This is a genomic window from Enterococcus sp. BWR-S5, from assembly GCF_016745255.1.
Lineage (GTDB): Bacteria > Bacillota > Bacilli > Lactobacillales > Enterococcaceae > Enterococcus_L.
Window position 1 is genome coordinate 23,500 of the sequence record NZ_JADOEQ010000025.1, and the last position, 22,490, is coordinate 45,989.

A 22,490-nucleotide genomic window follows, 5' to 3' on the forward strand; every position below is an offset into this window, starting at 1 on the left:
GAAGGAGGATGTAATGACCGAAGCACATAAATCCGGTTTTGTGGCAATTGTTGGCAGACCCAATGTTGGGAAATCAACCTTGTTGAACAGAATTGTCGGGCAAAAAATTGCCATCATGAGCGATAAGGCTCAAACAACTAGAAATAAAATTCAAGGAGTGTATACGACACCGGAGGCTCAGTTAATATTTATTGATACACCTGGAATCCACAAGCCTAAGCATCGCTTAGGGGACTTTATGGTGGAAACTGCGTATAGTGCAATCCGTGAAGTGGATGCCGTATTATTCATGATTAGTGCCGATCAAAAAAGAGGAAAAGGGGATGATTTCATCATTGAGCGCCTGAAAGGGCAGAATACCCCTGTTTTTCTAGTCATTAACAAGATTGATAAGGTACATCCTGATGAGCTGCTGGCGATTATTGAAGATTATGCCAGCCAAATGGAATTCGCCGAGGTTGTGCCAATCTCAGCTACAGAAGGAAACAATTTCGATCGCTTAATGGAGATTCTAGTGGATCGAATGCCTGAGGGACCTCAGTATTTCCCAGAGGATCAGGTAACAGACCATCCGGAATACTTCATCGTTTCCGAGCTTGTTAGAGAAAAAGTCTTACTTTTAACAAGAGATGAAATTCCCCACTCCGTAGCTGTAGTCGTAGATTCGATGAAGCGTGATGAGAATGATAAGGTGCATATCCAAGCGACAATCATTGTTGAGCGAGATAGCCAAAAGGGCATCATTATCGGAAAAGGCGGAAAAATGCTCAAGCAAATTGGGACAAAAGCAAGAAGAGATATTGAGCATCTGTTAGATGACAAGGTCTATCTGGAGCTATGGGTCAAGGTACAAAAAGACTGGCGAGATAAAAAAGTTTATCTTCAGGATTTTGGTTATAGAAAAGAAGACTATTAATGAGCCTTCAAAGCATAGGAACAGCCGAAATGGTCTGAGCCTGTGCTTTGATTTTTTATTTCTGGTGAATCCAGCAGCAGTCAGCTGACTACTAAGGTAGTTTGTGGTGGAGTTTAAGACTGCCCCTCATAAGAAATTAAATTGGAGAAATATAGTTGCTGTTCTTTTTTGTATTGTTTGATAAAATAGGAAAGGAAGGCGGTGAAAAAAATGGTATTAGGGGAAAGCAAAGGCTTGGTTCTTTTTGCAAAGGACTATAAGGAAAAGGATAAGCTGGTTAAAATATTTACTGAGTCTTTTGGAAAGCAAATGTTTTTTATTAAGAATGCCCATCGTAAGAATAATCCTTTGGTACCTGCGTTGCTGCCGTTTACACAAGCTGTCTATATCGGGGATTTCAGAACCGAAGGATTGTCCTTTATCAATAGCAGTAAAGACGTGCAACCATTTTTAGCGATTCAACAGGATATTTTCCTCAATGCATATGCAACGTATATTTTGAATCTTGCGGATACAGCAATTGAAGATAGGGTGTACGATCCTGGTCTCTTTTCTTTTAGTCTGCAAGCCTTGGAATTGATTGATGAGGGGAAAGACCCTGAGGTGATAACCAACATTTACGAGATACAACTTTTACATAGATTTGGTGTAGCAATCGATTGGCGGAGCTGTCGTGTTTGTGGGCAAACCCATGGCCGTTTTGATTATTCCTCGAAATATAGCGGCGTACTTTGTGAACAGCATTGGCCGATGGATCAGCATCGATACCACGGCGATCCTAAGGCAATCCACTTTATTCGACTATTTTCAGCGGTTTCCTATGAAAAGCTGAATAAAATCGAGGTTAACACTGAAATAAAAGCGGAGATTCGTAAAATTATTGATGAGCTGTATGATGAATATGTCGGTATCCATTTGAAAAGCAAAAAGTTTATAGATCAGATGAAGACGTGGGAAAATACACTCAAAGAGAAGAGGGAAGAGCATGACAACTAGCGGCTATTTAAAAAGTGTTATCTACACAGCGCCTGAATGTTGTGATGACTTTCCTTTTCATTTGCCTGCCTTATCTAATCTTAACGAGCTGATTTTTGATCAACCAATTACTTTTTTCATTGGTGAAAATGGTACTGGAAAATCAACCATCATGGAACTACTGGCTGAATTGATGGGGATGAATTTGGAAGGCGGATCGCGGAATCAGCTGTTTTCAACTTATGAGGAATCGAATGCCTTAGTTGAAGCGTGTCGACCGGTGCGGTACCCAAATCATCCAAAGGATTACTATTTCTATCGCGCAGAATCTTTTTATAATTTGATGACAGATATAGAAAGGACTGGTTCTACCGCTTTTGAAGGAAGCCTCCATCAATTTTCCAGAGGGGAATCCTTTTACGAGCTGCTTTCCAATCGTTTTTTTGGAAAGGGAATCTATCTTCTTGATGAGCCGGAAACAGGGTTGTCACTGAGTACACAGCTGAAGGTAATGGTTTTATTGAAGGAGCTGGCCGATGACAACGCTCAATTTATCATTGCGACGCATTCTCCGATTTTGCTCTTTTTTCCAAAGGCCAAAATTTATGAGTTTACTGAAGCTGGGATTAGTGAAAAAGCACTGGAAGAAACAAAACTCTATCAAGAATGGGCTATGATTTTCGATCGAAAGGACCATTTTTTTGAAAAACTCTTTGCAGAATGAAAAATCATTTGACAACTCTATTAGAACGCCTTATTATTGATAGTAATGAAATACGTATGTTGATAAAGAAGAGTAGGAAGGTTATTGTGTGAAAAGCGATTTCGGGAGAGTGGAAGCCGAAACTCAATCCTTTTGAATGGCACTTTTGAGTACGCTGAATGAAGCTGCTGATTCTATGAATCAGAAGTAGGGTGGAACCGCGAATGAATTTTCGTCCCTATGTCTCTCTGGAGGCATAGGGACTTTTTGTTTTTGTGCAGGTAAATCAGAGAAAAGAGTAACATAATTATTCTGTTTAGCTGGTTATTACGTGAGTAAATGGAAACAGTGTACGTGTTTAGCAGATATGAAAGAAACGGGAGGAAAAGAAATGAAGCAGAAATTAACTTTACAGGACATGATCCTAACTTTGCAGAAATTTTGGTCATCAAATGGCTGTATGCTAATGCAGTCCTACGATACGGAAAAGGGGGCGGGAACAATGAGTCCGTATACGTTCTTACGGGCGATTGGACCAGAGCCTTGGAATGCAGCCTATGTTGAGCCGTCCAGACGTCCTGCAGATGGTCGTTATGGAGAGAATCCAAATCGCTTGTATCAGCATCATCAGTTTCAAGTGGTCATGAAGCCTTCTCCTGAAAATATTCAAGAGTTATATCTGGAAAGTCTGAGATTATTAGGAATTGAGCCGTTGGAACATGATATTCGTTTTGTTGAGGATAACTGGGAAAACCCGTCAATGGGTTGTGCCGGCTTAGGTTGGGAAGTATGGTTGAATGGGATGGAAATTACTCAATTCACTTATTTCCAACAAGTAGGCGGCTTACCTTGTAAACCAGTAACAGCAGAAATCACTTATGGCTTGGAGCGCTTGGCTTCTTATATCCAAGAGGTAGAGAGCGTGTATGACTTGCAGTGGACAGAAGAAGTAAAATACGGCGAAATCTTTAAGCAGCCTGAGTATGAGCATTCAAAATATTCCTTTGAAATCAGCAATCAGGATATGCTGTTGGAAAATTTTGATAAATTTGAAAAAGAAGCAAAGCGTTGTATTGATGAAAGTCTTGTTCACCCGGCGTATGATTATATTTTGAAATGCAGCCATACCTTTAATCTTTTAGATGCCCGTGGTGCAGTTTCTGTCACTGAGCGTGCCGGTTATCTGGCACGTATCCGTAACATGGCACGTGCGGTTGCAAAAATCTTTGTAGCAGAAAGAGAAAAGCTGGGTTACCCGTTGTTAAATAAAGAACATACTGAGAAAGGAGCTGAATAGACATGGCCCATAATTTATTATTGGAAATTGGTTTGGAAGAAATGCCTGCTCATGTAGTGACACCGAGTCGTTTGCAATTAGAAGAGAAAGTCGTGAAGTTTCTAGACGAAAACAATCTCGGCTATGAATCTGTTCAGACATATTCAACGCCAAGACGATTGGCAATCCATATTACTAACATTCCTGAAAGACAAGAGGATACACAGGAAGAGGTAAAAGGACCAGCCAAAAAAATCGCGCAGGATGAAGCGGGAAATTGGTCTAAGGCTGCAGAAGGCTTTGTTCGTGGTCAAGGACTGACAACAGATGCCATTACATTCAGAGAGCTGAATGGCGTAGAGTATGTTTACGTAACAAAGTACGTTCACGGAAAAGAATCTAAAGAAGTGCTGCAAGGCTTGAAAGAGGTCATTCTTAGTTTGACATTCCCAGTTACGATGCATTGGGCAGACTATGACTTTGAATATATCCGTCCTATTCATTGGATTGTAGCATTATTAGATGATGAAATTATTCCATTTGAAATCTTAGACGTAACAACTGGTAATGTTTCAAGAGGCCACCGCTTCTTAGGCGATGAGACAAGCTTTGCTCATGCGGACGAGTACGAAGAAAAGCTTCTTGAGCAATTCGTTATTGCTGATCCGGCGAAGCGTCAGGCAATGATTGTTGAACAAGCTGAGACTTTGGCAGCTAAAAACAGCTGGGCATTGGATTTAGATGAAGAGCTGTTGGAAGAGGTTAACAACTTAGTGGAGTACCCGACTGTTTTTATCGGTAATTTCGATGAAAAATACTTATCGGTTCCTGATGAAGTATTGGTTACTTCGATGAAGGAGCACCAGCGCTATTTTGATGTTCGAAACGAACGTGGAATGCTGCTTCCTCACTTTATCGCTGTCAGAAATGGGGATAACGTTCATTTAGAAAATGTTATTAAAGGGAATGAAAAGGTCCTTGTCGCTCGTTTGGAGGATGCAGAGTTCTTCTTCAATGAAGATAAAAAACTATCGATTGACGCCTGTGTGAACAAGCTGAAAAATGTTACCTTCCATGAAAAAATTGGTTCTATCTATGAGAAGATGCAGCGTGTATCAGTGATTGCCGAGATTATCGGAAAACAGGTAGGCTTAACGGAAGCAGAGCTGACTGATTTGAATCGAGCAGCTCAAATCTATAAATTTGATTTAGTAACAAATATGGTAGGCGAATTCCCTGAGCTTCAAGGGATTATGGGTGAAAAATATGCGTTGCTGCAAGGAGAAACACCAGCTGTTGCTCAAGCAATTCGTGAACACTACATGCCGATTTCCAGTGAGGGAGAGCTGCCGGAATCAATCATTGGTTCTGTCTTGGCTGTTGCAGATAAATTGGATAGCGTTCTGACCTTCTTTGCAGTTGGCATGATTCCGAGCGGTTCGAACGATCCGTATGCACTACGTCGTCAGACATATGGCGTTATCCGTATTGTAGAAAGTAAAAAATGGCAGTTCCCGTTAGCGGAGCTGCAAAAGGATATCGATAATCAAATCAATAGCGATATCGAACGTTTTGGTATCCAGCTGACAAGCGGTCAAAACGAAGTTATTGATTTTGTTAAGGCACGGTTACGTCAGCTGCTGTTAACAAAAAATATTCGCCATGACATCATTGATGCGGTTATTTCTGCGGATCAGAGAGATATGATGAAGCTCTTTGCTTCTGCCATGATTATTAGAGAACACTTGGCAGATGCAGATTTCAGACCATCCATTGAAGCATTGACACGTGTCTTGAATCTGGCGAAGAAAAGCAGTGAACTGTTTGGTGAAGAGGTGACTGTTGAAGCGAAGCTCTTTGAAAATGATTCTGAAAAAGCACTGCATAAAGCAGTAAACGATGTAGAATCCGTGTTTAAAGACAATACTATGGCTGAAAATTATCAGGCATTGGTAGGCTTGAAGCCATTAATTGAGAACTATTTTGACAACACGATGGTTATGGTCGATGATGAGCAAGTGAAAATGAACAGACTGGCGGAATTGACTCGTATCGCCCGCATGGTTCTATCATTGGCAAGCTTGGATCTGCTGAATGTAAAATAGAAGCTGGAGAGTTTGTTAAACCAAGAGCGGGAAGAGAATGCTCTTGGTTTTCCGGACTCTCTTTTTATGTAATTCGAAAGAGTGTAGGAGGATAAAGCAATTGGAAATTAGAAGGTATCAGGCAGGCACGGATTATGAGGCTGTTCTTTCTTTGAGTGAACGATTAGCAGACTTCAATCTGCCTAAGAGAACCAATAAAGAGACATTAGGAAAACAGCAAAAAAGCTGGTTGGCTGAGGATTTAAAACAGCAAGCTGAGAATAGTAATAGTCATTGGTGGGTGTTGGCAGACGAAGATGAAGCTATTGGCGGTTTTTTAGAGATAACTGTTGAGACGGATTGGCTCACGGATGAAAAACAAGCATATTTATCGAGAATCTGTTTAGGAAAAGAGAGCGAAGGGCAGGGCTATGGTAAGAAACTGATGAATTATGCAGAGGAGTGGGCAAGAAAGCAAGGCTATGCAGGTATCAGTTTGATGGTCATAGCAACAAATCAGCATGCAGTATCTTTTTATCAGCGCCTTGGTTATGAAATTGAAACAATGAAGTTGCGAAAGCAGCTAAACTAAATAAAAAGTGGTTCAGCTATCAAGAAGATAGGTTGAACCACTTTTTTAAGTTTATTTTCTATTTTGCTGTTTTCCGGCATTACGACCACTATTTGTTGGTTTTTTATCCAGTTGGACAGCTTCTTTCTCAGGCGTAACATCTTTAATTGGTGTAATCACCTGTTTTGGCGGATTTTTCTTCATTTCTTCCGCAACCTGTGCTTTGATTCGAGGCTTCAAAAGAATATTAGTGATAAATGTTTGTATACAACTGAAGACACCACCGACAACCCAGTATAAAGCGACACCTGCAGGAGACTGGAAGGACATGAATACAATCATTAAAGGTGAAACAATCAACATGGATTTCATTGTTTTCTTCTGTTCTTCGGGAATACCGATTGTTGAGATATACCCTTGAATCAAGTAAGCTACACCGGCCAGAACAACAAAGACAATACTTGGTTGTCCTAGATTAATTCCAAAGAAGCTGGCATCACTAATTCCTTCAGTATATCGTGCTGCAAAGAACAATGCTGAGAAAATCGGCATCTGAATCAATAGAGGCAGACAGCCGATACCGCCCATCATGCTGACATTGTTTTCTTTGTAGACACGCTGCATTTCCATTTGCGCTTCTGCTTGTTCTTCTCTTGTTGTCGCTTGCTTCAATTTTGCTTGAATGACATCAATTTGCGGTTTGATTGCCTGCATTTTTTCTGTTTGAATCATACTTTTCCGTGATTGGTTTAGCCCAATCGGTAAGATGATTAAACGAACAATGATTGTGATAACAACAATTGCCCAACCGTAATTCCAGTTAAAGTTATCAACCAGATATGTAATCATCGTGCTCATCGGTCGAACTAAGTAATTATAGACGAAGCCTTCGCCTGTAGGTTGTCCGTCACTGCCTGTTTTTACACAGCCAGATAAAAATAACATTAATGTGATAAGTCCTGATCCAAGTAGCCATTTATTAAATTTCTTCATAAAATTCTTCCTTTTTCTAAAATTTGCACAAATTTAACTATACTTTAAATCCACTGCTTTTTCAATAATAATTCAGAAAACTACAGGAATCTTATTGAATATCCGTTGAATCAATACAAATAAGGGAGTGGGTAACCGTTAGTCCACTCCCTGTTTTTTCTGTATGAGAATAAACAGATGTTTCAAGCATTGGAACTTTTCAATGGTATACGATATTTACTAATTTGTGACTTTGAATGACTTGTAGTCTTCAATTAAGGGATCGTCTTGAATATCCACATACGTAACACGACCAGCTGGCGTGGGTGAATCTTTGATTTTTTTTATAAAAGCATCCATAGCATCTAGTGAACCGACAGCTTCAATCGATACAGAGCCGTCCTCTTCATTTCGCACAGTTCCGGTGATTTCCAGCTGATCGGCAACCATTTTTGTTGTATACCGAAAGCCAACACCTTGAACACGACCTTGCACATTCATCCTGATTTTTCTCATAGTCAACCCTCCGTTACTCAATTATCTAAATCAATGATAGCGTTTTTTTCATAATCGTTCAAGTTTTCTCTCATTGTTCAATTTGAACCATGGTATAATAGCAAACGAGGTGACGGCATGAAAGAAATCACATCCAGTAAAAATGAATGGATTAAAGCGATAAAAAAATTGCATCGAAAAAAACAGCGAGAGGAAATGGGGCAATACTTGCTAGAGGGGTTTCATCTGGTGGAAGAAGCAATCAATTATTCGGCCACTGTAGAAGCGATTCTTGTAACGAAGCGTGGATTGGCGGAATGGCAGGAATGGATTGAGCAGCAAGAGACGGAAAAGCTAACGCTTGTCAGCGATGAAGTAATGAAAAGTCTGTCTGATTTGCCTACTCCGCAAGGGATTATGGCTGTAGTAAACATGCCCTCTGTCGAAGCGGAAGAACAGCTTGATTTGACTGGTTCGTGGCTGGCACTGGATCAAGTACAAGATCCGGGAAATGTAGGAACTATGATTCGAACGGCGGATGCTGCCGGTTTTTCAGGAGTCATTATGGGAGAGGGCGCAGCGGATATTTACAGTACAAAGGTGTTACGTGCGATGCAGGGCAGTCATTTTCATTTGCCTATCATTCGCGGGGAGCTTTTGCCGTTTATCCAAAAGTTTAAAGCGCAGGGAAGCGCAGTGTACGGAACGGAGCTCAACGAGGCAGCTGTTCCTTATTCAACGGTATCTGCACAGGAAAACTTTTTGTTGATTATGGGGAATGAAGGCAACGGGGTAAGTGAGGAAGTGTTGGCTCATACAACGGAGAACCTGTATATTCCAATCAAAGGGAAAGCCGAGTCGCTAAATGTTGCGATTGCTGCTGGTGTATTGATGTTTGCATTAAATGCGGAATAAAAGAAGGAAGTGAGTGGGCCAGCGATGATGCCCGCTCTTTTTTTGCCTATCGATTAAAGCCCAGACTTCAACTGAATGAATCGTTTTTTCTTAGGCAACTTAGAGGAAAAAATGAAAAATGAGAGAGTGCTTGAGAAGAATGAGAAGCAGTTTCTTGTACGTTGGCTATCAAAAGAGTGGGGATGTGAAAGCAGGAGCAAAATGGCTGCTTGTTTTCTATTTATGGCAATTATTTAGCTCATCGAATGCGTATGACAAATGATAGAAGGGGTGCTCAAAATTAGGAAAAGATAAAAAGTTGAATCGATTCAAAAAAGCGGTTGCAAATAGAAAAAAGAACTGCTAGAATATATTTGAATCGATTCAAGTAATATCAACTATTTTTTTAATCAATTAGTTAGGACATTAAACTAACTAATGAGATATGGAGGAGTCCTAATGAAATTTATTGACAAGTTATCTGAGAAATTGTTGCCTGTTGCTGCGAAAATCAATAACCAAAGACACCTAAGCGCCATTCGAGATGGATTTATTATCACCATGCCATTAATCATGGCAGCATCTTTTTTCATTTTACTGAATGCGGTGGTCTTTTCAAATGCTTGGGTACAGCAATTTGTTGATTTAAGCTTTTTGGCAGGGTTGGCTGGTATTGTAAACAACGGAACGATGGGGATTTTAGCAATTTTAGTTTGTTATAATATCGGCTTCAACTTAGCCACCTGGTATGCTTCATCTGGAAAAATCGAGAATAAAGGCTTTAGTCCAACACATGCAGGCGGACTAAGTGTTGCATTGATGTTTATCATGATTCCATTGAACAGCACGGTTACATTAGCTGATGGAGCAACTGCAGAAGTGAGTGGTGTGTATCTTCAGTCATTAACCTCTTCTTCCGGTCTGTTCTTAGCAATGCTGGCGGCGTTGGTGGGAACTGAACTGTTTGTTCTATTTTCTAAAGTAGAAAAGCTGCGCATCAAAATGCCGGAAAGTGTACCGCCGGCTGTGGGTACATCCTTCAATTCGTTGATTCCGGAAGTATTGGTTATTATTATTTTTGCTATCGCCGTATTTGTTTTAGATAAAACAACTGGCCTGACTGTTCCGGAGGTAGTGGATGTTATCATTCAAACGCCATTGAAGGGATTTGTACTTTCTGCCCCTGGTATGCTGTTCATTCAATTCATTTCTGATACGCTGTGGGTATTCGGAATGCACGGTTCAAGTATTCTGTCTCCAATAAAATCCGCACCAATGCTGGCGGCGATTCAAGAAAATATGTCAGCCTTTGAAGCTGGAACAGCAATTCCAAATATTGTAACGGAACCATTTGTAGGCAGCTTCGGTTTACTTGGAGGCGGAGGCTGTATTTTACCATTGATTATCGCCATTTTTATTGTTTCAAAAAGAAAAGAACAAAAGGATGTTGCAAGACTAGGTCTGGCACCGAGCTGTTTCAATATTGCAGAGCCGATTATGTTTGGTCTACCGGTAGTAATGAATCCAATCTTTATGATTCCTTGTGCATTGATTCCTTCTATTAATTTGATTATTGCCTATTTTGCAACAAGTGTTGGGTTAATTGGAAAAACAGTTGCTGCTGCGCCATGGATTACACCACCTGTGTTCCAAGCATGGATTGCAACTGGTGGTAATTTGCCGGCAGCAATTTTGGCATTACTGCTCTTCATTATGGATATCTTACTCTTCATTCCATTTATCATGGCGAGCAATAAAGCTAAAGGTCTGGAAATCGCGTAATATTATAGTAAGAAGCGGAAAGGAACAAGTAAGATGAGCTATAAGAATCCTGACAGAACGATTCATGAGCGTGTAGAAGATTTACTGAAGCAAATGACAGTAGAAGAGAAGGTTGGACAAGTTAATCAGCATTTATATGGGTGGAAAGCTTACGAAAAGGACAAAACAGGCTTTCGATTAACAGACTATTTCAAGGAACATGTTCGCTGGGGGCAGGGGATGGGTGCACTATATGGATTATTTCGTGCTGATCCCTGGTCAAAGGTGAATCAGTTGAATGGCATACCTGCTGAGGATAGCTGGAAGGTAGCAAATGACATTCAGGATTATGTAATAAACCATTCAAGATTGGGGATACCTGTGTTACTAGCTGAAGAATGTCCTCATGGTCATCAAGGACTGGGCAGTATTTCTTATCCGACGAATATTGGGAGAGGAAACTCTTTCAATACGTCACTAATTGAAGAAACCTCTCGATTGATGGCGGAAGAGCTTGCTGCGAAAGGTGTTCATCTGGCGCTTGTTTCTTCCCTTGATTTAAGCCGCGACCCGCGCTGGGGAAGAACAGAGGAGTGTTACGGAGAGGACCCCTATGTGGCAGCTGCATTTAATCGCTCAATCATTGCCGGATTTCAGGGAGACATGATTAATGATCATCAGGCATTTGTTCATCAAACGGTAGCAGAAATTGACAGAAAGCCGAATCAGCTGGGCGTAGTATTAAAGCATTGTATTGCTCAAGGAGATGGACTTGGCGGTCATAACTCCGGTGCTGTGACTATTGGGCAACGTGAATTTATGGAAATATATTACCCATTGTTGAATAGTGCAAAAAATGCAGCTGGAATTATGGCAGCTTATAATGACATCGATGGTGTTCCTTGTCATACGAATCAACAGCTGTTTCAGGAGCAGTTGCGGACAGCTATCGGTTATCAAGGAATCGTCATGGCAGATGGGACAGCCTTGGATCGACTAAAACCAATTTACGGATCAGATGAACGAGCTGCCGGGCAAGCCTTACAGGCGGGGATTGATTTAAGCCTTTGGGATCGAACCTACTTGACCATTGAGAATGGACTCAAACAAGGCGTTATTCAGATGGAGGCGTTAGACCAAGCGGTATATCGAATCTTGAGCCTCAAATTTATGCTGGGTCTTTTTGATCGTCCGTTTACTGAAAAACCGGAAACGAATTATAAGGAACGAATTTACTGCTATCAGAAAGGTAATCAAAAGATGGCTGCAGAAAGTATGACTTTGCTGAAAAATGAAGGGCTGCTTCCTTTGACGGACAGCGGAGAGAAACTGGCGGTTATCGGTCCCAATGCACACGCGCTCTACAATCAGTTAGGAGACTATACCGCACCGCAGACAGATGAACAGTTGGGCAAAACTATTTTTACCAGTGTCAAACAGGCTTTCTCTCGCTCGCAGGTTGCTTATAGTCAGGGCTGTGATGTACGTGATGAGCAAAATCAGGAAACCTTAATAGAAAATGCTGTTGAGCTAGCCGAAAAAAGTGATAAAATTATTCTTGTACTTGGCGGTTCCAGTGCTAGAAATTTTGACATGGAATTCTTTGCCAATGGTGCTGTTTCTTCAAAAGGGGTCAATATGGACTCCGGAGAAAATGTAGATGTTGCATCACTTTCTTTAGGTGGGAAACAGCTTGAATTGTTAGCTCGCTTAAAGGCAACAGAAAAGCCGATTATCACAATTCTGGTTCAAGGACGTCCCCATGATATAGAGACTGTCTGCCAGCACTCAGCTGCGGTTATCTCTGCCTGGTATCCGGGACAGGAGGGCGGTCTTGCTTTAGCACAAATTCTGACTGGTACTGTCAACCCAAGCGGTAAACTCAGTATTAGTTATCCGCGCAGTAGTGGACAATTACCGGTTTATCATTATCAGCGAGATATTGCGATGAATGAGAATTACTATGATTTATCCGGTGCACCGTTATTCCCATTCGGTTATGGAGAGAGCTTTACGACATTTTCTTATGAGAAATTGACTGTGCTGAATCCAGAAGTGACGAAGCAAGCGCTGAAAGATGGAAAGAAACTCCAAGTAGAAGTCACAGTGAAAAATACTGGTCAGTATATAGGGAAGGAAACAGCTCTCCTTTTTGTGAAACTTCATGGTGGGGATGTTATTCAACGAAAGCAGTTGCTTCGCGGCTTTGAAAAGGTTGAACTTTCCCCTAATCAGGCTGAACGGATAAGCTTCAAGCTTGGGGTTGAAGAGCTGGCATATTGTAATAGTCAAGGCGCTTTTGAGCTGACAGATCAGGTGACAATTAGAATCAATGAGTTAGAACAATTAATCAGCTTCGAAAATAGCTGATAACTAGGAGGAACAACAGGTGGCCACTATACAGGAAGTAGCAAAGGCGGCGCAGGTTTCGGTAGGCAGTGTCTCTCGATATTTGAATGGACATACATTGCGTCCGGAAAACATGGAGCGTATTCGAATAGCAATCGAAAAACTGAATTATACAGAGAATCTTTGGGCAAAGGGTTTAAAAAGCAATCAAAGCTATTCGATTGGCCTGCTGATGAACAACATGCAGAGTCAGTTCAGCTCTTCTGTAGTGGCAACGATTGAGGATGTCTTTGAGCAGGAGGGTTATGGTACACTGCTCTCCGGCTATCGAGATGACGCTGAGCAAATCGAACGCAAGCTGGATTTCCTGCTTTCACGTGGTGTGGATGGATTAGTTGTTTTTGGTGCTGAGCAAAGCTGGCCGGGGATTGAAAAAATTGAGAGGCTTGATATCCCCGTTATTTCAGCAATCACACCATTGGAGTATCCCAATGTGGACTCTATTTTATTGAACAATCGGCAAAGTACGGCGGAGCTGGTTCGGCGTATTCTGGCACAGGGACACCAAAAAATCGGCTTTATTGCAGCGCCTCAAATTGATTATGTAGCAAAGGAAAGACTGCGTGGTATTTATGATGCCTTTAGCCAGACGGATGTTGTGTTAGATGAGCGCTACATCGTCTATGGTGATTACTCAAGAAAAAGCGGGTATGCGTGTATGGAAGAGCTGCTGCAGCTTGAAGAAATCACTGCTGTATTTGTCTGTAACTACAATATGTCGCTAGGCGCATTAGAGGCTATCTACCAGCATGAAATGAAGATCGGAACGGATATTTCCTTTGCCAGCTACGATTATTTTGAAGCCAGCGATATCTTTTATCCCAAGCTGACTGTCATCAAGCAGCCAGTAGCCGAGTTTGGTACATTGGTTGCACAGCGGATTTTGCAGCGTGTCAAGGATCGAACGACAGCAGCCGGACAGCAGTTTATTATTGAAAATGACATTCTTTGGCGGGATTCAATCAGCAAGCGTTAATTCAAACAATGACAAAGGTGAGACGAAGGATGAAAATCAGGCAGGACATTGAAGAAAACAGCCAAACGCAGCAAGAAGCCTACGGAGAGCTTCCTTTAGAAGTAAAAAGACAGCTGGAACAGTTTCAGGATGACAAGCTAGGTGTCATTTTTCACTGGGGCTTGTATGCTGTAGCGGGGATTGTTGAGTCGTGGCAGCTTTCTGAGGAAGATGATTGGGCAAGGAAAAAACCTTGGCGAAACGATTTGAATCAACTTAGACGAGATTACTGGCAGTTAGAAGAAAGCTTTAACCCACAGAAATTTTGTCCGGAGGACTGGGCTGTTCTGTGTAAACAAGCGGGATTCAATTACATGATTTTTACAACAAAGCATCATGATGGCTTCAATATGTATGATACACAGGCTTCAGAGTATAAGGTATCAGGGGAGCACTGTCCGTTTCATACAAACCAACATAAGGATATATTTAAAACGGTAGTTGACGCTTTTCGCAAGGAAGGTCTGTCTATAGGTGCTTACTATTCAAAAGCAGATTGGTCAAGTCCGTTATACTGGGAGCCTGAAAGCAGACCTGTCGGCAGATACGCCAGCTATGATCCTTTAGAAAAACCGAGGAAATGGCAGAAATATCAGCAATTTGTTTTTAGCCAACTGAAGGAGATATGTAGTTCCTATGGGGATATAGATATTCTATGGCTGGATGCAGGTTGGGTCAATTCGGCGAATAATGAGTATCTGGCAATGGATGAAATCATCCCTCAACTAAGAGAAAAACAACCGCAGTTAATTGTGGTGGATCGCACGATTGGAGGAGCCTACGAAAATTACGTTACGCCGGAAAGAAAAGTGCCTGACACTCTACCGGAAAAGGTATGGGAGAGCAATATCCCTTTAGCGAAAAACTGGGGATATGTTCCAAATGATGAGTATAAATCATTTGAAGAAATTTTATCACTTTTAATTAAGATTGTTTCCAAGGGAGGAAACCTTCTGTTAGGTGTTGGACCCAAGCTGGATGGGACGTTGCCGAAAGAGGCTGTTTCGTTGCTGGCGCAGTTAGGCGATTGGCTTCAAATATATGGTCAAGGGATTTATGGCACAAGAAAGAACAGTGTATCGCAAATCGATCATTGGTACTTTACCAAAAAGGGTCAGACGATTTATGCGTTTCATTTTAATAAAGAGACAGAGGCAGTACCGGAACTGTGTCTTGACGAACTGGCAGTGGATGCGTCAGTAGTAACGGTTAGCGGTTTAAAGAGCAATGATAGGTATTTAATTCAGAATGGCAAAATCCAACTAACTGAGAAAGACCAAAGGGAGTTTGTCACTGGAATAGAAATTCAAATAGGAACAGAGGGATAACAGAAATGAGAGAATTCTCAAAAGCATTTTTATGGGGTGCAGCAGCTTCAGCACCGCAAACAGAAGGACACAGCTTGGAAAATGGAAAATCTGCTTCAACTTGGGATGAATGGTTCAAGCTGGCGCCTGAAAAATTTAATGAGCAGCAAGGACCGAGTGATACATCAAATGTTTATGAGGAGTATAGCAAGGATATCCAGCGTATGAAGGAACTGGGGATGAACTCTTATCGAACATCGATTGCCTGGACACGTTTGCTTCCGGATGGACGTACAGTAAATCCGGAGGGTACTGCTTTTTATAAGGCCTATTTTTCTGAGTTGAAAGCAAATGGTGTCGAGCCAATTATCAATCTTTTTCACTTTGATTTGCCTTGGTGGCTGATGGAAAAAGGTGGTTGGGAGATACGAGAATCAGTAGAAGCATTTGCTTTTTATGCAAAAACTGCTTTTGAGTTGTTTGGGGATACAGTCAAGTATTGGACAACCTTCAATGAGCCGCTAGTTCATATTGAATGTGGGTATTTATATGGTTTTCACTATCCGGCTATTGTCGATTTTAAAAAGGCTGTTCAGGTGGGCTACCATACTCTAATGGCACATGTGCGGGCAGTAGAAGAATTTAGAAAGCTGCAAATTGAGAACGGGCAAATAGGGATTATCCTCAACATCTCTCCCGCGTACCCGAAAAGTCAGTCCTCAGAGGATCTCAAAGCCAAGGAATTAGCTGATTTATTCAATACCAACAGTTTTCTTGACCCAGCAGTCCATGGGGAAATACCTGAAAAACTCATTACTGTTCTAAAAGAGCATGAGCTGACACCAGTAACTGAAACGCAGGATAAAGAGCTGATTAGACAGAACACAGTAGATTTTATCGGTTTGAATTACTATCAGCCAAGAAGGGTGCAGGCACCAACTACTGTTCATTTTCCCGCTGAAATGCCTTCAGATTTCTATATCCCTTATGATATGCCTGGAAAACGCATTAATCCTTACAGAGGATGGGAAATCTATCCAGAGGCTCTATACGATGTTGCTGTAATGATGAAGGAACAATACCGGAATATTCCGTGGTATGTTTCTGAAAACGGCATGGGTGTGGCTGAGGAAGAACGGTTTATGGATGAACAAGGAATGATTCAAGACGATTATCGTATTGAGTTTATGAAAGAGCATCTTCGAGAGCTCCATCGAGGAATCGCAGAAGGAAGTAATTGCTTTGGCTACCATACATGGACCTTTGTCGATTGCTGGTCTTGGTTAAATGGGTATCGAAACCGTTATGGCTTTTATCGCGTGGATCTTGACAATCATTTTGAGCGAAGCTTGAAGAAGAGCGGGTTGTGGTATAAAGAGCTGATTGAGAAAAATGGATTTTTAGACTGATTTATCAGTATACTTACTAACGAAAAGAAGGTGTCTTTGCGCTAATGCAAAGACACTTTTTAACGTCGTAGGATTTTTTGAAGGTTTCGGCGTATGTCCATAATAAAAAATGAATTATTTTCATTTTATATAAATATCAAATTACATCTTTTAGTTATATTTAAAATACTAATTGACTGCTTGAGTTTGTTGGTGTTACAGTTTAATTATACTATTAAAAGGAGTGGTGGAAAATGAAATGTTGGAAGTTATTAGCGTCTATGAGTGTTATTTTTCTAGGAGGGGTAGTTGGTTCTTCTGCAGCACAAGCAGAGAAACCAACCGAGAACTATATTCAGTTTTCTAACACAGATTTACTTGAACAAGTATTGGCGTATAAAGGCAGAAACTACATTGATAACAAATATGCGACAGATGTTGAAAAATTTGAAATAGAGTTTGCTTATGCAGCGAAGGAAGAATCATTAAATGTGGATTATGAAGCAGAATTAAAAAAACTTGAAGCTCTTTTGGCTGAACTAGATAGTAAGTTGTCTAATGGCGAGCTGTCAAAGGAAGAGTATGACAAAGAAACAGAAAAAATTGATTTGCAATCTACTGCATTTTATGAGGAAAAAGAGCAAAAGCTTGAGCTCTTGGCAAGTGAATATGAGCAAGGTATAACAAGCTTAGATAAAACACACGTAGAAGAAAGTGATTTTTTAAATACCTATGGCTTGGTTCATAAAAATGTTTTGCCAACCATTGAAGTAATTGATTTGGATTGGTGTCAAACCTATAATAACATTGCCGGATTTGAAAACTTTGAAAATGTGAAGAAAGTAACTGGCGAATTTGGTGCGAGCCCAATTCTTGATATTCGTCCGTTTAGAGGAATGACTTCGTTGGAGTATGTAAGAACAGCGGTTTCCGGCGTTGTTAATTTGGACGATTTCAAAAACAATACGCAATTGAAAGTATTGGAGCTGTACACTGTGGGTAATTCAATTGGTGACGAGGGGTGGCAGGCTCCCTATACCCAGCCATTACTAACAGATATTTCTGCACTATCTGAGTTGTCTCAGTTGAATAGGGCCGATATTTCAACTCAAGGTATCTTAACACCTGTAACAATGAAAAAGGATACAACAAGTTATCAGTTGTATGATCCGATTATCTTATCCTCTCAGTTTGAAGGCGCCCAGCTTACGTATTGTACATTTGACAGTAATGGGACTGAGAGTACAAGAAGTAATGAAGAGCTCGTTTGGTCTGGCTTAACTGGTAAGGAAGAGTTTCTAGCGTTTGAGTTTGATATTCAAAAGGGAAACTTCTTTTACTCTGGAGAAGGACAAATTCCGCTTCGTTGGAAGTAAAATATTGTTCGTGTTTTTCTGTGATGATAAAGTGAAAGCATGCAGGCTGCCCCAATTGAGACAGTCTGCATGCTTTTTTACTTTTCTTTCACTAATGATTCTGCGACAGCCAACGCTTTAGCTCCATAAGCTGTTGCAGGACCGCCACCCATCAAGACCGCAACTTCAACTGTTTCCGCGAGTTCTTCCATCGTAGCTCCCGCTTTCAAGGCATCTCTGACATGGGCAAGAATACATCCTTCACAACGAACGGAGATAGCAATCGCAACAGCCATCAGTTCCTTCGTTTTTGTGTCTAAATGCTTTGGTTTAAGTGCTTCCTTGGGAATGCCTCTGAAGGCAGTCATTAATTCAGGACAGTTTTTTACCAGTACTGCTTGGTTATGTGCTAATTCTTTATAAGCTTCTTTGTAATCTGACATGATATAAAACCTCTCTTTCTAAAGATATACCTTTTGTAAAAGTCTTCATAAATCAACGAACGATAACGAAATAATTGAACCTGTCATTTCGTTTAAGACCTATCTATATGGTACCATATCACAGAGAAATGCTTCAATTCGATAACGGAATCAATACATCGAGTCGGTCTAGCTGGGTGTAAGGAGTGTGAAAAACAGCTGGATGCATCATTAAATGAATGAACGGATGGAAGAGCACTCTAACGATTCCATTTTTGAAACAATCAAGAGTAATAAAGGATTTCCTTTTAATTGCCTTGCGTTTGATACATTTCTGTTGTATACTATCAAAGGTGCTGCTTTTAGGCGCTAAATCCACATCCTGATTTGATTTATGAAGTGGTGCCGTTTACGGTTCTTCATAAAGAAGAGAACAGGAGAGGAAACAAAAAAACCAAATTGGAGGAAACAACATCATGGCAGTAATTTCTATGAAACAATTACTTGAAGCCGGCGTACATTTTGGACACCAAACTCGTCGCTGGAACCCGAAGATGAAGAAATACATCTTCACAGAAAGAAACGGAATCTACATCATTGATTTGCAAAAAACAGTGAAATTGGTAGATGTAGCTTACGATTACATGAAAAATGTTGCTGAAGAAGGCGGCGTTGCATTGTTCGTAGGTACTAAAAAACAAGCACAGGAAGCAATCAAAGATGAAGCAATCCGTGCAGGTCAATACTTTGTAAACCACCGTTGGTTAGGTGGAACATTGACTAACTGGGATACAATCCAAAAACGTATCAAACGTTTGAAAGATATCAATAGAATGGAAGAAGACGGAACATTCGACGTTCTTCCTAAAAAAGAAGTTGTTGGCTTGAACAAACAACGTGAACGTCTTGAAAAATTCTTGGGCGGTATCGCTGATATGCCTAGAATTCCAGATGTTATGTACATCGTTGACCCTCGTAAAGAGCGCATCGCTGTTCAAGAAGCACACAAATTGAACATTCCAATCGTAGCAATGGTTGATACTAACTGTGATCCAGATGAGATTGATGTAGTAATCCCATCAAATGACGATGCAATTCGTGCCGTTAAATTGATTACAGCTAAAATGGCTGATGCATTCATCGAAGGAAACCAAGGTGAAGACCAAGCAGTAGAAGAAATGTTCGTTGAGCAAGCACCTGAAGAAGCAACATCAATCGAAGAAATCGTTGAAGTTGTTGAAGGTACTAACGAAGGCGCTGCTGAGTAATCCAAAGCAGTAAAAACTATACGAATAAATGAACGGAGCTGTCTCAAGGGCTGGGCGAAAAAGCCTGCTGCTCCTTTGAGATAGCTTTTTTGAAACAATTGATACAACCACTTTGAGGAGGATATAGAAAAATGGCAGATATTTCAGCTAAATTAGTTAAACAATTACGTGACATGACTGGTGTCGGTATGATGGACGCGAAAAGAGCGTTGGTAGAAGTAGAAGGCGACATGGATAAAGCTGTTGACTATCTACGTGAAAAAGGAATGGCAAAAGCTGGTAAGAAAAATGACCGTATTGCCGCTGAAGGCTTGGCAAACGTAGCTGTAGACGGAAACTTTGCAGCAATCGTAGAAATCAACTCAGAAACTGACTTCGTTTCTAAAAATGAAATGTTCCAAGACTTAGTTAAAACTGTTGCACAAGAAATTGCGACAAACAAACCAGCTTCTATGGAAGAAGCATTAGCTCTTAAAACAGAAAAGGGTACAATCGAAACTGAATTAATCGAAGCTCAAACTGTTATTGGAGAAAAAATCAGCTTCCGTCGTTTTGAGTTAGTTGAAAAAGCTGACAATGCTGCATTTGGCGCTTACCTGCACATGGGTGGACGTATTGCTGTATTGACTGTTCTTGATGGAACAACTGATGAAGAAGTTGCGAAAGATGTTGCAATGCACATCGCTGCAATCAATCCTCGTTATGTTGATGAGTCTCAAATCCCTCAAGAAGAACTGGAACATGAAAAATCAGTTCTTACTGAACAAGCATTAAATGAAGGTAAACCAGCAAATATCGTTGACAAAATGGTTGTCGGCCGTTTGAATAAATTCAAAGCTGAAATCTCTCTTGTAGATCAGCCGTTTGTTAAAGATCCAGATATGACAGTGGCAAAATATGTTGCTTCTAAAGGCGGCACAGTGAAATCTTTCGTACGTTTTGAAGTTGGAGAAGGAATCGAAAAACGTGAAGATAACTTTGCTGATGAAGTAATGAGCCAAATGAAAAAATAATTCAACTGAATCAACGGCTGATGCCGAAGCAGTTTCTTCTTAATTTTTTGAGGTGAATCGTTTCTGTGTCAGCCACTCGGGAACGCAGGCAGCTGCGCTCCCTTTTTTTAAGCAATATCAAAGATTTATCTGAAAGAACAGCCATCTTATGATAGAATGGCTATAGAGAATTGTTGGAGGGAAAAGACAAGATGGTAAAACCTAAATATCAACGTGTAGTATTGAAATTGAGTGGTGAGGCATTAGCCGGAGAAGATGGATTTGGCATCAAACCTCCAGTTATTGCGGAAATCGTCGAAGAAATCAAAGAAGTACACGAACTGGGCATTGAGATGGCTATCGTTGTCGGCGGCGGCAATATCTGGCGCGGACAAATTGGCGCTCAAATGGGTATGGAAAGAGCTCAGGCAGATTACATGGGTATGCTGGCTACAGTGATGAACGCGCTGGCTTTACAGGATACATTGGAAAATCTAGGTGTACCAACTCGTGTGCAGACATCTATTGAAATGCGTCAGATTGCAGAACCATATATTCGCAGAAGAGCAGAACGTCACCTTGAAAAAGGCCGTGTAGTTATTTTTGCTGGCGGAACAGGGAATCCTTACTTTTCAACGGATACTACAGCCGCACTTCGTGCAGCTGAAATTGATGCTGATGTCATCTTAATGGCGAAAAACAATGTTGATGGTGTCTACTCTGCAGATCCTAAGCTGGATGCCAATGCGGTAAAATTTGACGAGCTGACACATTTAGATGTGATTTCTAAAGGTCTGCAAGTAATGGACTCTACAGCAAGCTCTCTAAGCATGGATAATGATATTCCATTGCTTGTCTTTAACCTGAATGAACCTGGAAATATCCGTCGAGCATGTCTTGGCGAAAATATCGGAACAACTGTTAGGGGGAAATAATATGTCGAAAGAAATTTTAGCAACTGCACAAGAAAAAATGAAAAAAGCAGAACAAAATTTACAACGTGAACTGGGACAAATTCGTGCCGGCAGAGCAAATGCGAGTCTGCTTGATCGTATCACTGTAGAATATTATGGAGCACCGACTCCTGTGAACCAACTTGCAGGTATTACGATTCCGGAAGCGCGTATTCTAATGATTACTCCATTTGATAAGAACTCATTGGAGGATATTGAAAAAGCACTTCAAGCCAGCGATATCGGTATCAGCCCAACCAATGACGGGAATGTTATCCGCTTGGTGATTCCTCAGCTAACAGAAGAGCGTCGGAAAGAATTAACAAAAGACGTAAGAAAAGAAGCTGAGAATGCTAAAGTAGCAGTAAGAAACGTACGTCGTGATGCGATGGACGACTTGAAAAAGCAACAAAAAAATGGCGACATCACTGAAGATGAGCTGAGAGGCTTTGAAAAAGATGTTCAAAAAATCACAGACGACAGTGTGAAAAACATTGATCAAATCGCAGCTGATAAAGAAAAAGAATTATTAGATGTCTAGCATCTAACTGTCTGATAGACAATTAGAAAACTGGCAAGGAGAGAGTCGCTCTTTCCTTGTCAGTTTTTTATGTTAATGACTTTAGTCGGTTTCAATCACTAAAGTGATTGAAACAAAAAAACCACGCGTACTGCGCGTGGAAGAAGTAGCTTTAGCGATAAAACTCCTTTCGATATACTAGATAAAGGCTACC

General features: G+C 40.9%; 21 protein-coding genes. 18 read left to right on the forward strand and 3 right to left on the reverse strand.

Annotated elements, in window-relative coordinates; translation table 11 throughout:
* Positions 1-13 precede the first annotated feature (13 nt).
* From era to IW510_RS20305, 6 genes are all read left to right on the forward strand, one after another.
* The gene (era, locus tag IW510_RS20280; protein WP_202062820.1) at positions 14-916 is read left to right on the forward strand and encodes a GTPase Era; all 903 of its coding nucleotides are present in this window, start codon (positions 14-16) and stop codon (positions 914-916) included.
* A 210-nt stretch (positions 917-1,126) separates the two neighbouring features.
* Positions 1,127-1,912 carry a DNA repair protein RecO gene (gene recO / locus IW510_RS20285; protein WP_202062857.1) on the forward strand — a complete coding sequence of 262 codons (786 nt, stop codon included), beginning with the start codon at positions 1,127-1,129 and terminating at the stop codon, positions 1,910-1,912.
* Entirely contained in the window at positions 1,902-2,615 is a 714-nt protein-coding gene (locus IW510_RS20290) for an AAA family ATPase (protein ID WP_202062822.1), read from the forward strand. Before recO ends, IW510_RS20290 begins: the two co-directional genes overlap by 11 nt.
* A 370-nt stretch (positions 2,616-2,985) precedes the next feature.
* Positions 2,986-3,891: a glycine--tRNA ligase subunit alpha gene (gene glyQ, locus IW510_RS20295; protein ID WP_202062824.1), complete on the forward strand. Its 906-nt coding sequence runs from the start codon at positions 2,986-2,988 to the stop codon at positions 3,889-3,891.
* Between the two features lie 2 nt (positions 3,892-3,893).
* The gene (gene glyS, locus IW510_RS20300; protein ID WP_202062826.1) at positions 3,894-5,975 is read left to right on the forward strand and encodes a glycine--tRNA ligase subunit beta; all 2,082 of its coding nucleotides are present in this window, start codon (positions 3,894-3,896) and stop codon (positions 5,973-5,975) included.
* Between the two features lie 100 nt (positions 5,976-6,075).
* Positions 6,076-6,546: a GNAT family N-acetyltransferase gene (locus IW510_RS20305; protein ID WP_202062828.1), complete on the forward strand. Its 471-nt coding sequence runs from the start codon at positions 6,076-6,078 to the stop codon at positions 6,544-6,546.
* A 51-nt stretch (positions 6,547-6,597) separates the two neighbouring features.
* Here IW510_RS20305 and yidC read toward each other — a convergent pair whose 3' ends face one another.
* Both yidC and IW510_RS20315 read right to left on the reverse strand, forming a co-directional pair.
* Positions 6,598-7,518 (reverse strand): membrane protein insertase YidC, encoded by a 921-nt coding sequence (gene yidC, locus IW510_RS20310; protein ID WP_202062830.1) that lies wholly within the window; start codon positions 7,516-7,518, stop codon positions 6,598-6,600.
* Between the two features lie 219 nt (positions 7,519-7,737).
* Positions 7,738-8,013: an acylphosphatase gene (locus IW510_RS20315; RefSeq protein WP_202062832.1), complete on the reverse strand. Its 276-nt coding sequence runs from the start codon at positions 8,011-8,013 to the stop codon at positions 7,738-7,740.
* Between the two features lie 117 nt (positions 8,014-8,130).
* On the opposite strand from IW510_RS20315, the gene IW510_RS20320 reads away from it, so the two are divergent.
* The 8 genes from IW510_RS20320 (at position 8,131) to IW510_RS20350 (ending at position 18,142) form a co-directional block, all read left to right on the forward strand.
* Entirely contained in the window at positions 8,131-8,907 is a 777-nt protein-coding gene (locus IW510_RS20320) for a TrmH family RNA methyltransferase (protein WP_202062834.1), read from the forward strand.
* A 111-nt stretch (positions 8,908-9,018) separates the two neighbouring features.
* The gene (locus IW510_RS21525) at positions 9,019-9,144 is read left to right on the forward strand and encodes a hypothetical protein (protein ID WP_269092914.1); all 126 of its coding nucleotides are present in this window, start codon (positions 9,019-9,021) and stop codon (positions 9,142-9,144) included.
* A gap of 201 nt (positions 9,145-9,345) precedes the next feature.
* The gene (locus IW510_RS20325; protein WP_202062836.1) at positions 9,346-10,668 is read left to right on the forward strand and encodes a PTS sugar transporter subunit IIC; all 1,323 of its coding nucleotides are present in this window, start codon (positions 9,346-9,348) and stop codon (positions 10,666-10,668) included.
* 33 nt (positions 10,669-10,701) lie between these two features.
* Positions 10,702-13,017, forward strand: a complete 2,316-nt coding sequence (locus IW510_RS20330) for a glycoside hydrolase family 3 N-terminal domain-containing protein (RefSeq protein WP_236674841.1) — start codon at positions 10,702-10,704, stop codon at positions 13,015-13,017.
* Positions 13,018-13,036: 19 nt separating this feature from the next.
* Positions 13,037-14,032: a LacI family DNA-binding transcriptional regulator gene (locus tag IW510_RS20335; RefSeq protein WP_202062838.1), complete on the forward strand. Its 996-nt coding sequence runs from the start codon at positions 13,037-13,039 to the stop codon at positions 14,030-14,032.
* Between the two features lie 29 nt (positions 14,033-14,061).
* The gene (locus IW510_RS20340) at positions 14,062-15,399 is read left to right on the forward strand and encodes an alpha-L-fucosidase (RefSeq protein WP_202062840.1); all 1,338 of its coding nucleotides are present in this window, start codon (positions 14,062-14,064) and stop codon (positions 15,397-15,399) included.
* 5 nt (positions 15,400-15,404) lie between these two features.
* Entirely contained in the window at positions 15,405-16,787 is a 1,383-nt protein-coding gene (locus tag IW510_RS20345) for a glycoside hydrolase family 1 protein (RefSeq protein ID WP_202062842.1), read from the forward strand.
* Between the two features lie 233 nt (positions 16,788-17,020).
* On the forward strand, positions 17,021-18,142 hold the full coding sequence (locus tag IW510_RS20350) for a hypothetical protein (protein WP_202062844.1): 1,122 nt from the start codon (positions 17,021-17,023) through the stop codon (positions 18,140-18,142).
* A gap of 77 nt (positions 18,143-18,219) precedes the next feature.
* Here IW510_RS20350 and IW510_RS20355 read toward each other — a convergent pair whose 3' ends face one another.
* Positions 18,220-18,564, reverse strand: a complete 345-nt coding sequence (locus tag IW510_RS20355) for a carboxymuconolactone decarboxylase family protein (protein WP_202062846.1) — start codon at positions 18,562-18,564, stop codon at positions 18,220-18,222.
* Between the two features lie 455 nt (positions 18,565-19,019).
* Here IW510_RS20355 and rpsB point away from each other — a divergent pair, with 455 nt between their 5' ends.
* The 4 genes from rpsB to frr all read left to right on the forward strand — a co-directional run bounded on the left by rpsB (position 19,020) and on the right by frr (position 22,297).
* A complete protein-coding gene (gene rpsB / locus IW510_RS20360; protein ID WP_202062848.1) occupies positions 19,020-19,811 on the forward strand; it encodes a 30S ribosomal protein S2 in 792 nt (263 codons plus the stop codon).
* A gap of 131 nt (positions 19,812-19,942) precedes the next feature.
* Positions 19,943-20,824: a translation elongation factor Ts gene (gene tsf / locus IW510_RS20365; protein ID WP_202062850.1), complete on the forward strand. Its 882-nt coding sequence runs from the start codon at positions 19,943-19,945 to the stop codon at positions 20,822-20,824.
* A 191-nt stretch (positions 20,825-21,015) separates the two neighbouring features.
* Positions 21,016-21,738, forward strand: a complete 723-nt coding sequence (pyrH, locus tag IW510_RS20370; protein ID WP_202062852.1) for a UMP kinase — start codon at positions 21,016-21,018, stop codon at positions 21,736-21,738.
* A gap of 1 nt (position 21,739) precedes the next feature.
* A complete protein-coding gene (gene frr / locus IW510_RS20375; RefSeq protein WP_202062855.1) occupies positions 21,740-22,297 on the forward strand; it encodes a ribosome recycling factor in 558 nt (185 codons plus the stop codon).
* Positions 22,298-22,490: the final 193 nt, after the last annotated feature.

What these genes read in the sequence shown, in the direction of transcription:
- IW510_RS20315 (WP_202062832.1), bottom strand. Translation starts at nt 8,013, where the DNA reads ATGAGAAAAATCAGGATGAATGTGCAAGGTCGTGTTCAAGGTGTTGGC.
- IW510_RS20340 (WP_202062840.1), top strand. Translation starts at nt 14,062, where the DNA reads ATGAAAATCAGGCAGGACATTGAAGAAAACAGCCAAACGCAGCAAGAA.
- frr (WP_202062855.1), top strand. Translation starts at nt 21,740, where the DNA reads ATGTCGAAAGAAATTTTAGCAACTGCACAAGAAAAAATGAAAAAAGCA.
- pyrH (WP_202062852.1), top strand. Translation starts at nt 21,016, where the DNA reads ATGGTAAAACCTAAATATCAACGTGTAGTATTGAAATTGAGTGGTGAG.
- yidC (WP_202062830.1), bottom strand. Translation starts at nt 7,518, where the DNA reads ATGAAGAAATTTAATAAATGGCTACTTGGATCAGGACTTATCACATTA.
- glyQ (WP_202062824.1), top strand. Translation starts at nt 2,986, where the DNA reads ATGAAGCAGAAATTAACTTTACAGGACATGATCCTAACTTTGCAGAAA.
- IW510_RS20325 (WP_202062836.1), top strand. Translation starts at nt 9,346, where the DNA reads ATGAAATTTATTGACAAGTTATCTGAGAAATTGTTGCCTGTTGCTGCG.
- recO (WP_202062857.1), top strand. Translation starts at nt 1,127, where the DNA reads ATGGTATTAGGGGAAAGCAAAGGCTTGGTTCTTTTTGCAAAGGACTAT.
- era (WP_202062820.1), top strand. Translation starts at nt 14, where the DNA reads ATGACCGAAGCACATAAATCCGGTTTTGTGGCAATTGTTGGCAGACCC.
- IW510_RS20350 (WP_202062844.1), top strand. Translation starts at nt 17,021, where the DNA reads ATGAAATGTTGGAAGTTATTAGCGTCTATGAGTGTTATTTTTCTAGGA.
- rpsB (WP_202062848.1), top strand. Translation starts at nt 19,020, where the DNA reads ATGGCAGTAATTTCTATGAAACAATTACTTGAAGCCGGCGTACATTTT.
- glyS (WP_202062826.1), top strand. Translation starts at nt 3,894, where the DNA reads ATGGCCCATAATTTATTATTGGAAATTGGTTTGGAAGAAATGCCTGCT.
- IW510_RS20355 (WP_202062846.1), bottom strand. Translation starts at nt 18,564, where the DNA reads ATGTCAGATTACAAAGAAGCTTATAAAGAATTAGCACATAACCAAGCA.
- IW510_RS20330 (WP_236674841.1), top strand. Translation starts at nt 10,702, where the DNA reads ATGAGCTATAAGAATCCTGACAGAACGATTCATGAGCGTGTAGAAGAT.
- IW510_RS21525 (WP_269092914.1), top strand. Translation starts at nt 9,019, where the DNA reads ATGAAAAATGAGAGAGTGCTTGAGAAGAATGAGAAGCAGTTTCTTGTA.
- IW510_RS20345 (WP_202062842.1), top strand. Translation starts at nt 15,405, where the DNA reads ATGAGAGAATTCTCAAAAGCATTTTTATGGGGTGCAGCAGCTTCAGCA.
- tsf (WP_202062850.1), top strand. Translation starts at nt 19,943, where the DNA reads ATGGCAGATATTTCAGCTAAATTAGTTAAACAATTACGTGACATGACT.
- IW510_RS20320 (WP_202062834.1), top strand. Translation starts at nt 8,131, where the DNA reads ATGAAAGAAATCACATCCAGTAAAAATGAATGGATTAAAGCGATAAAA.
- IW510_RS20290 (WP_202062822.1), top strand. Translation starts at nt 1,902, where the DNA reads ATGACAACTAGCGGCTATTTAAAAAGTGTTATCTACACAGCGCCTGAA.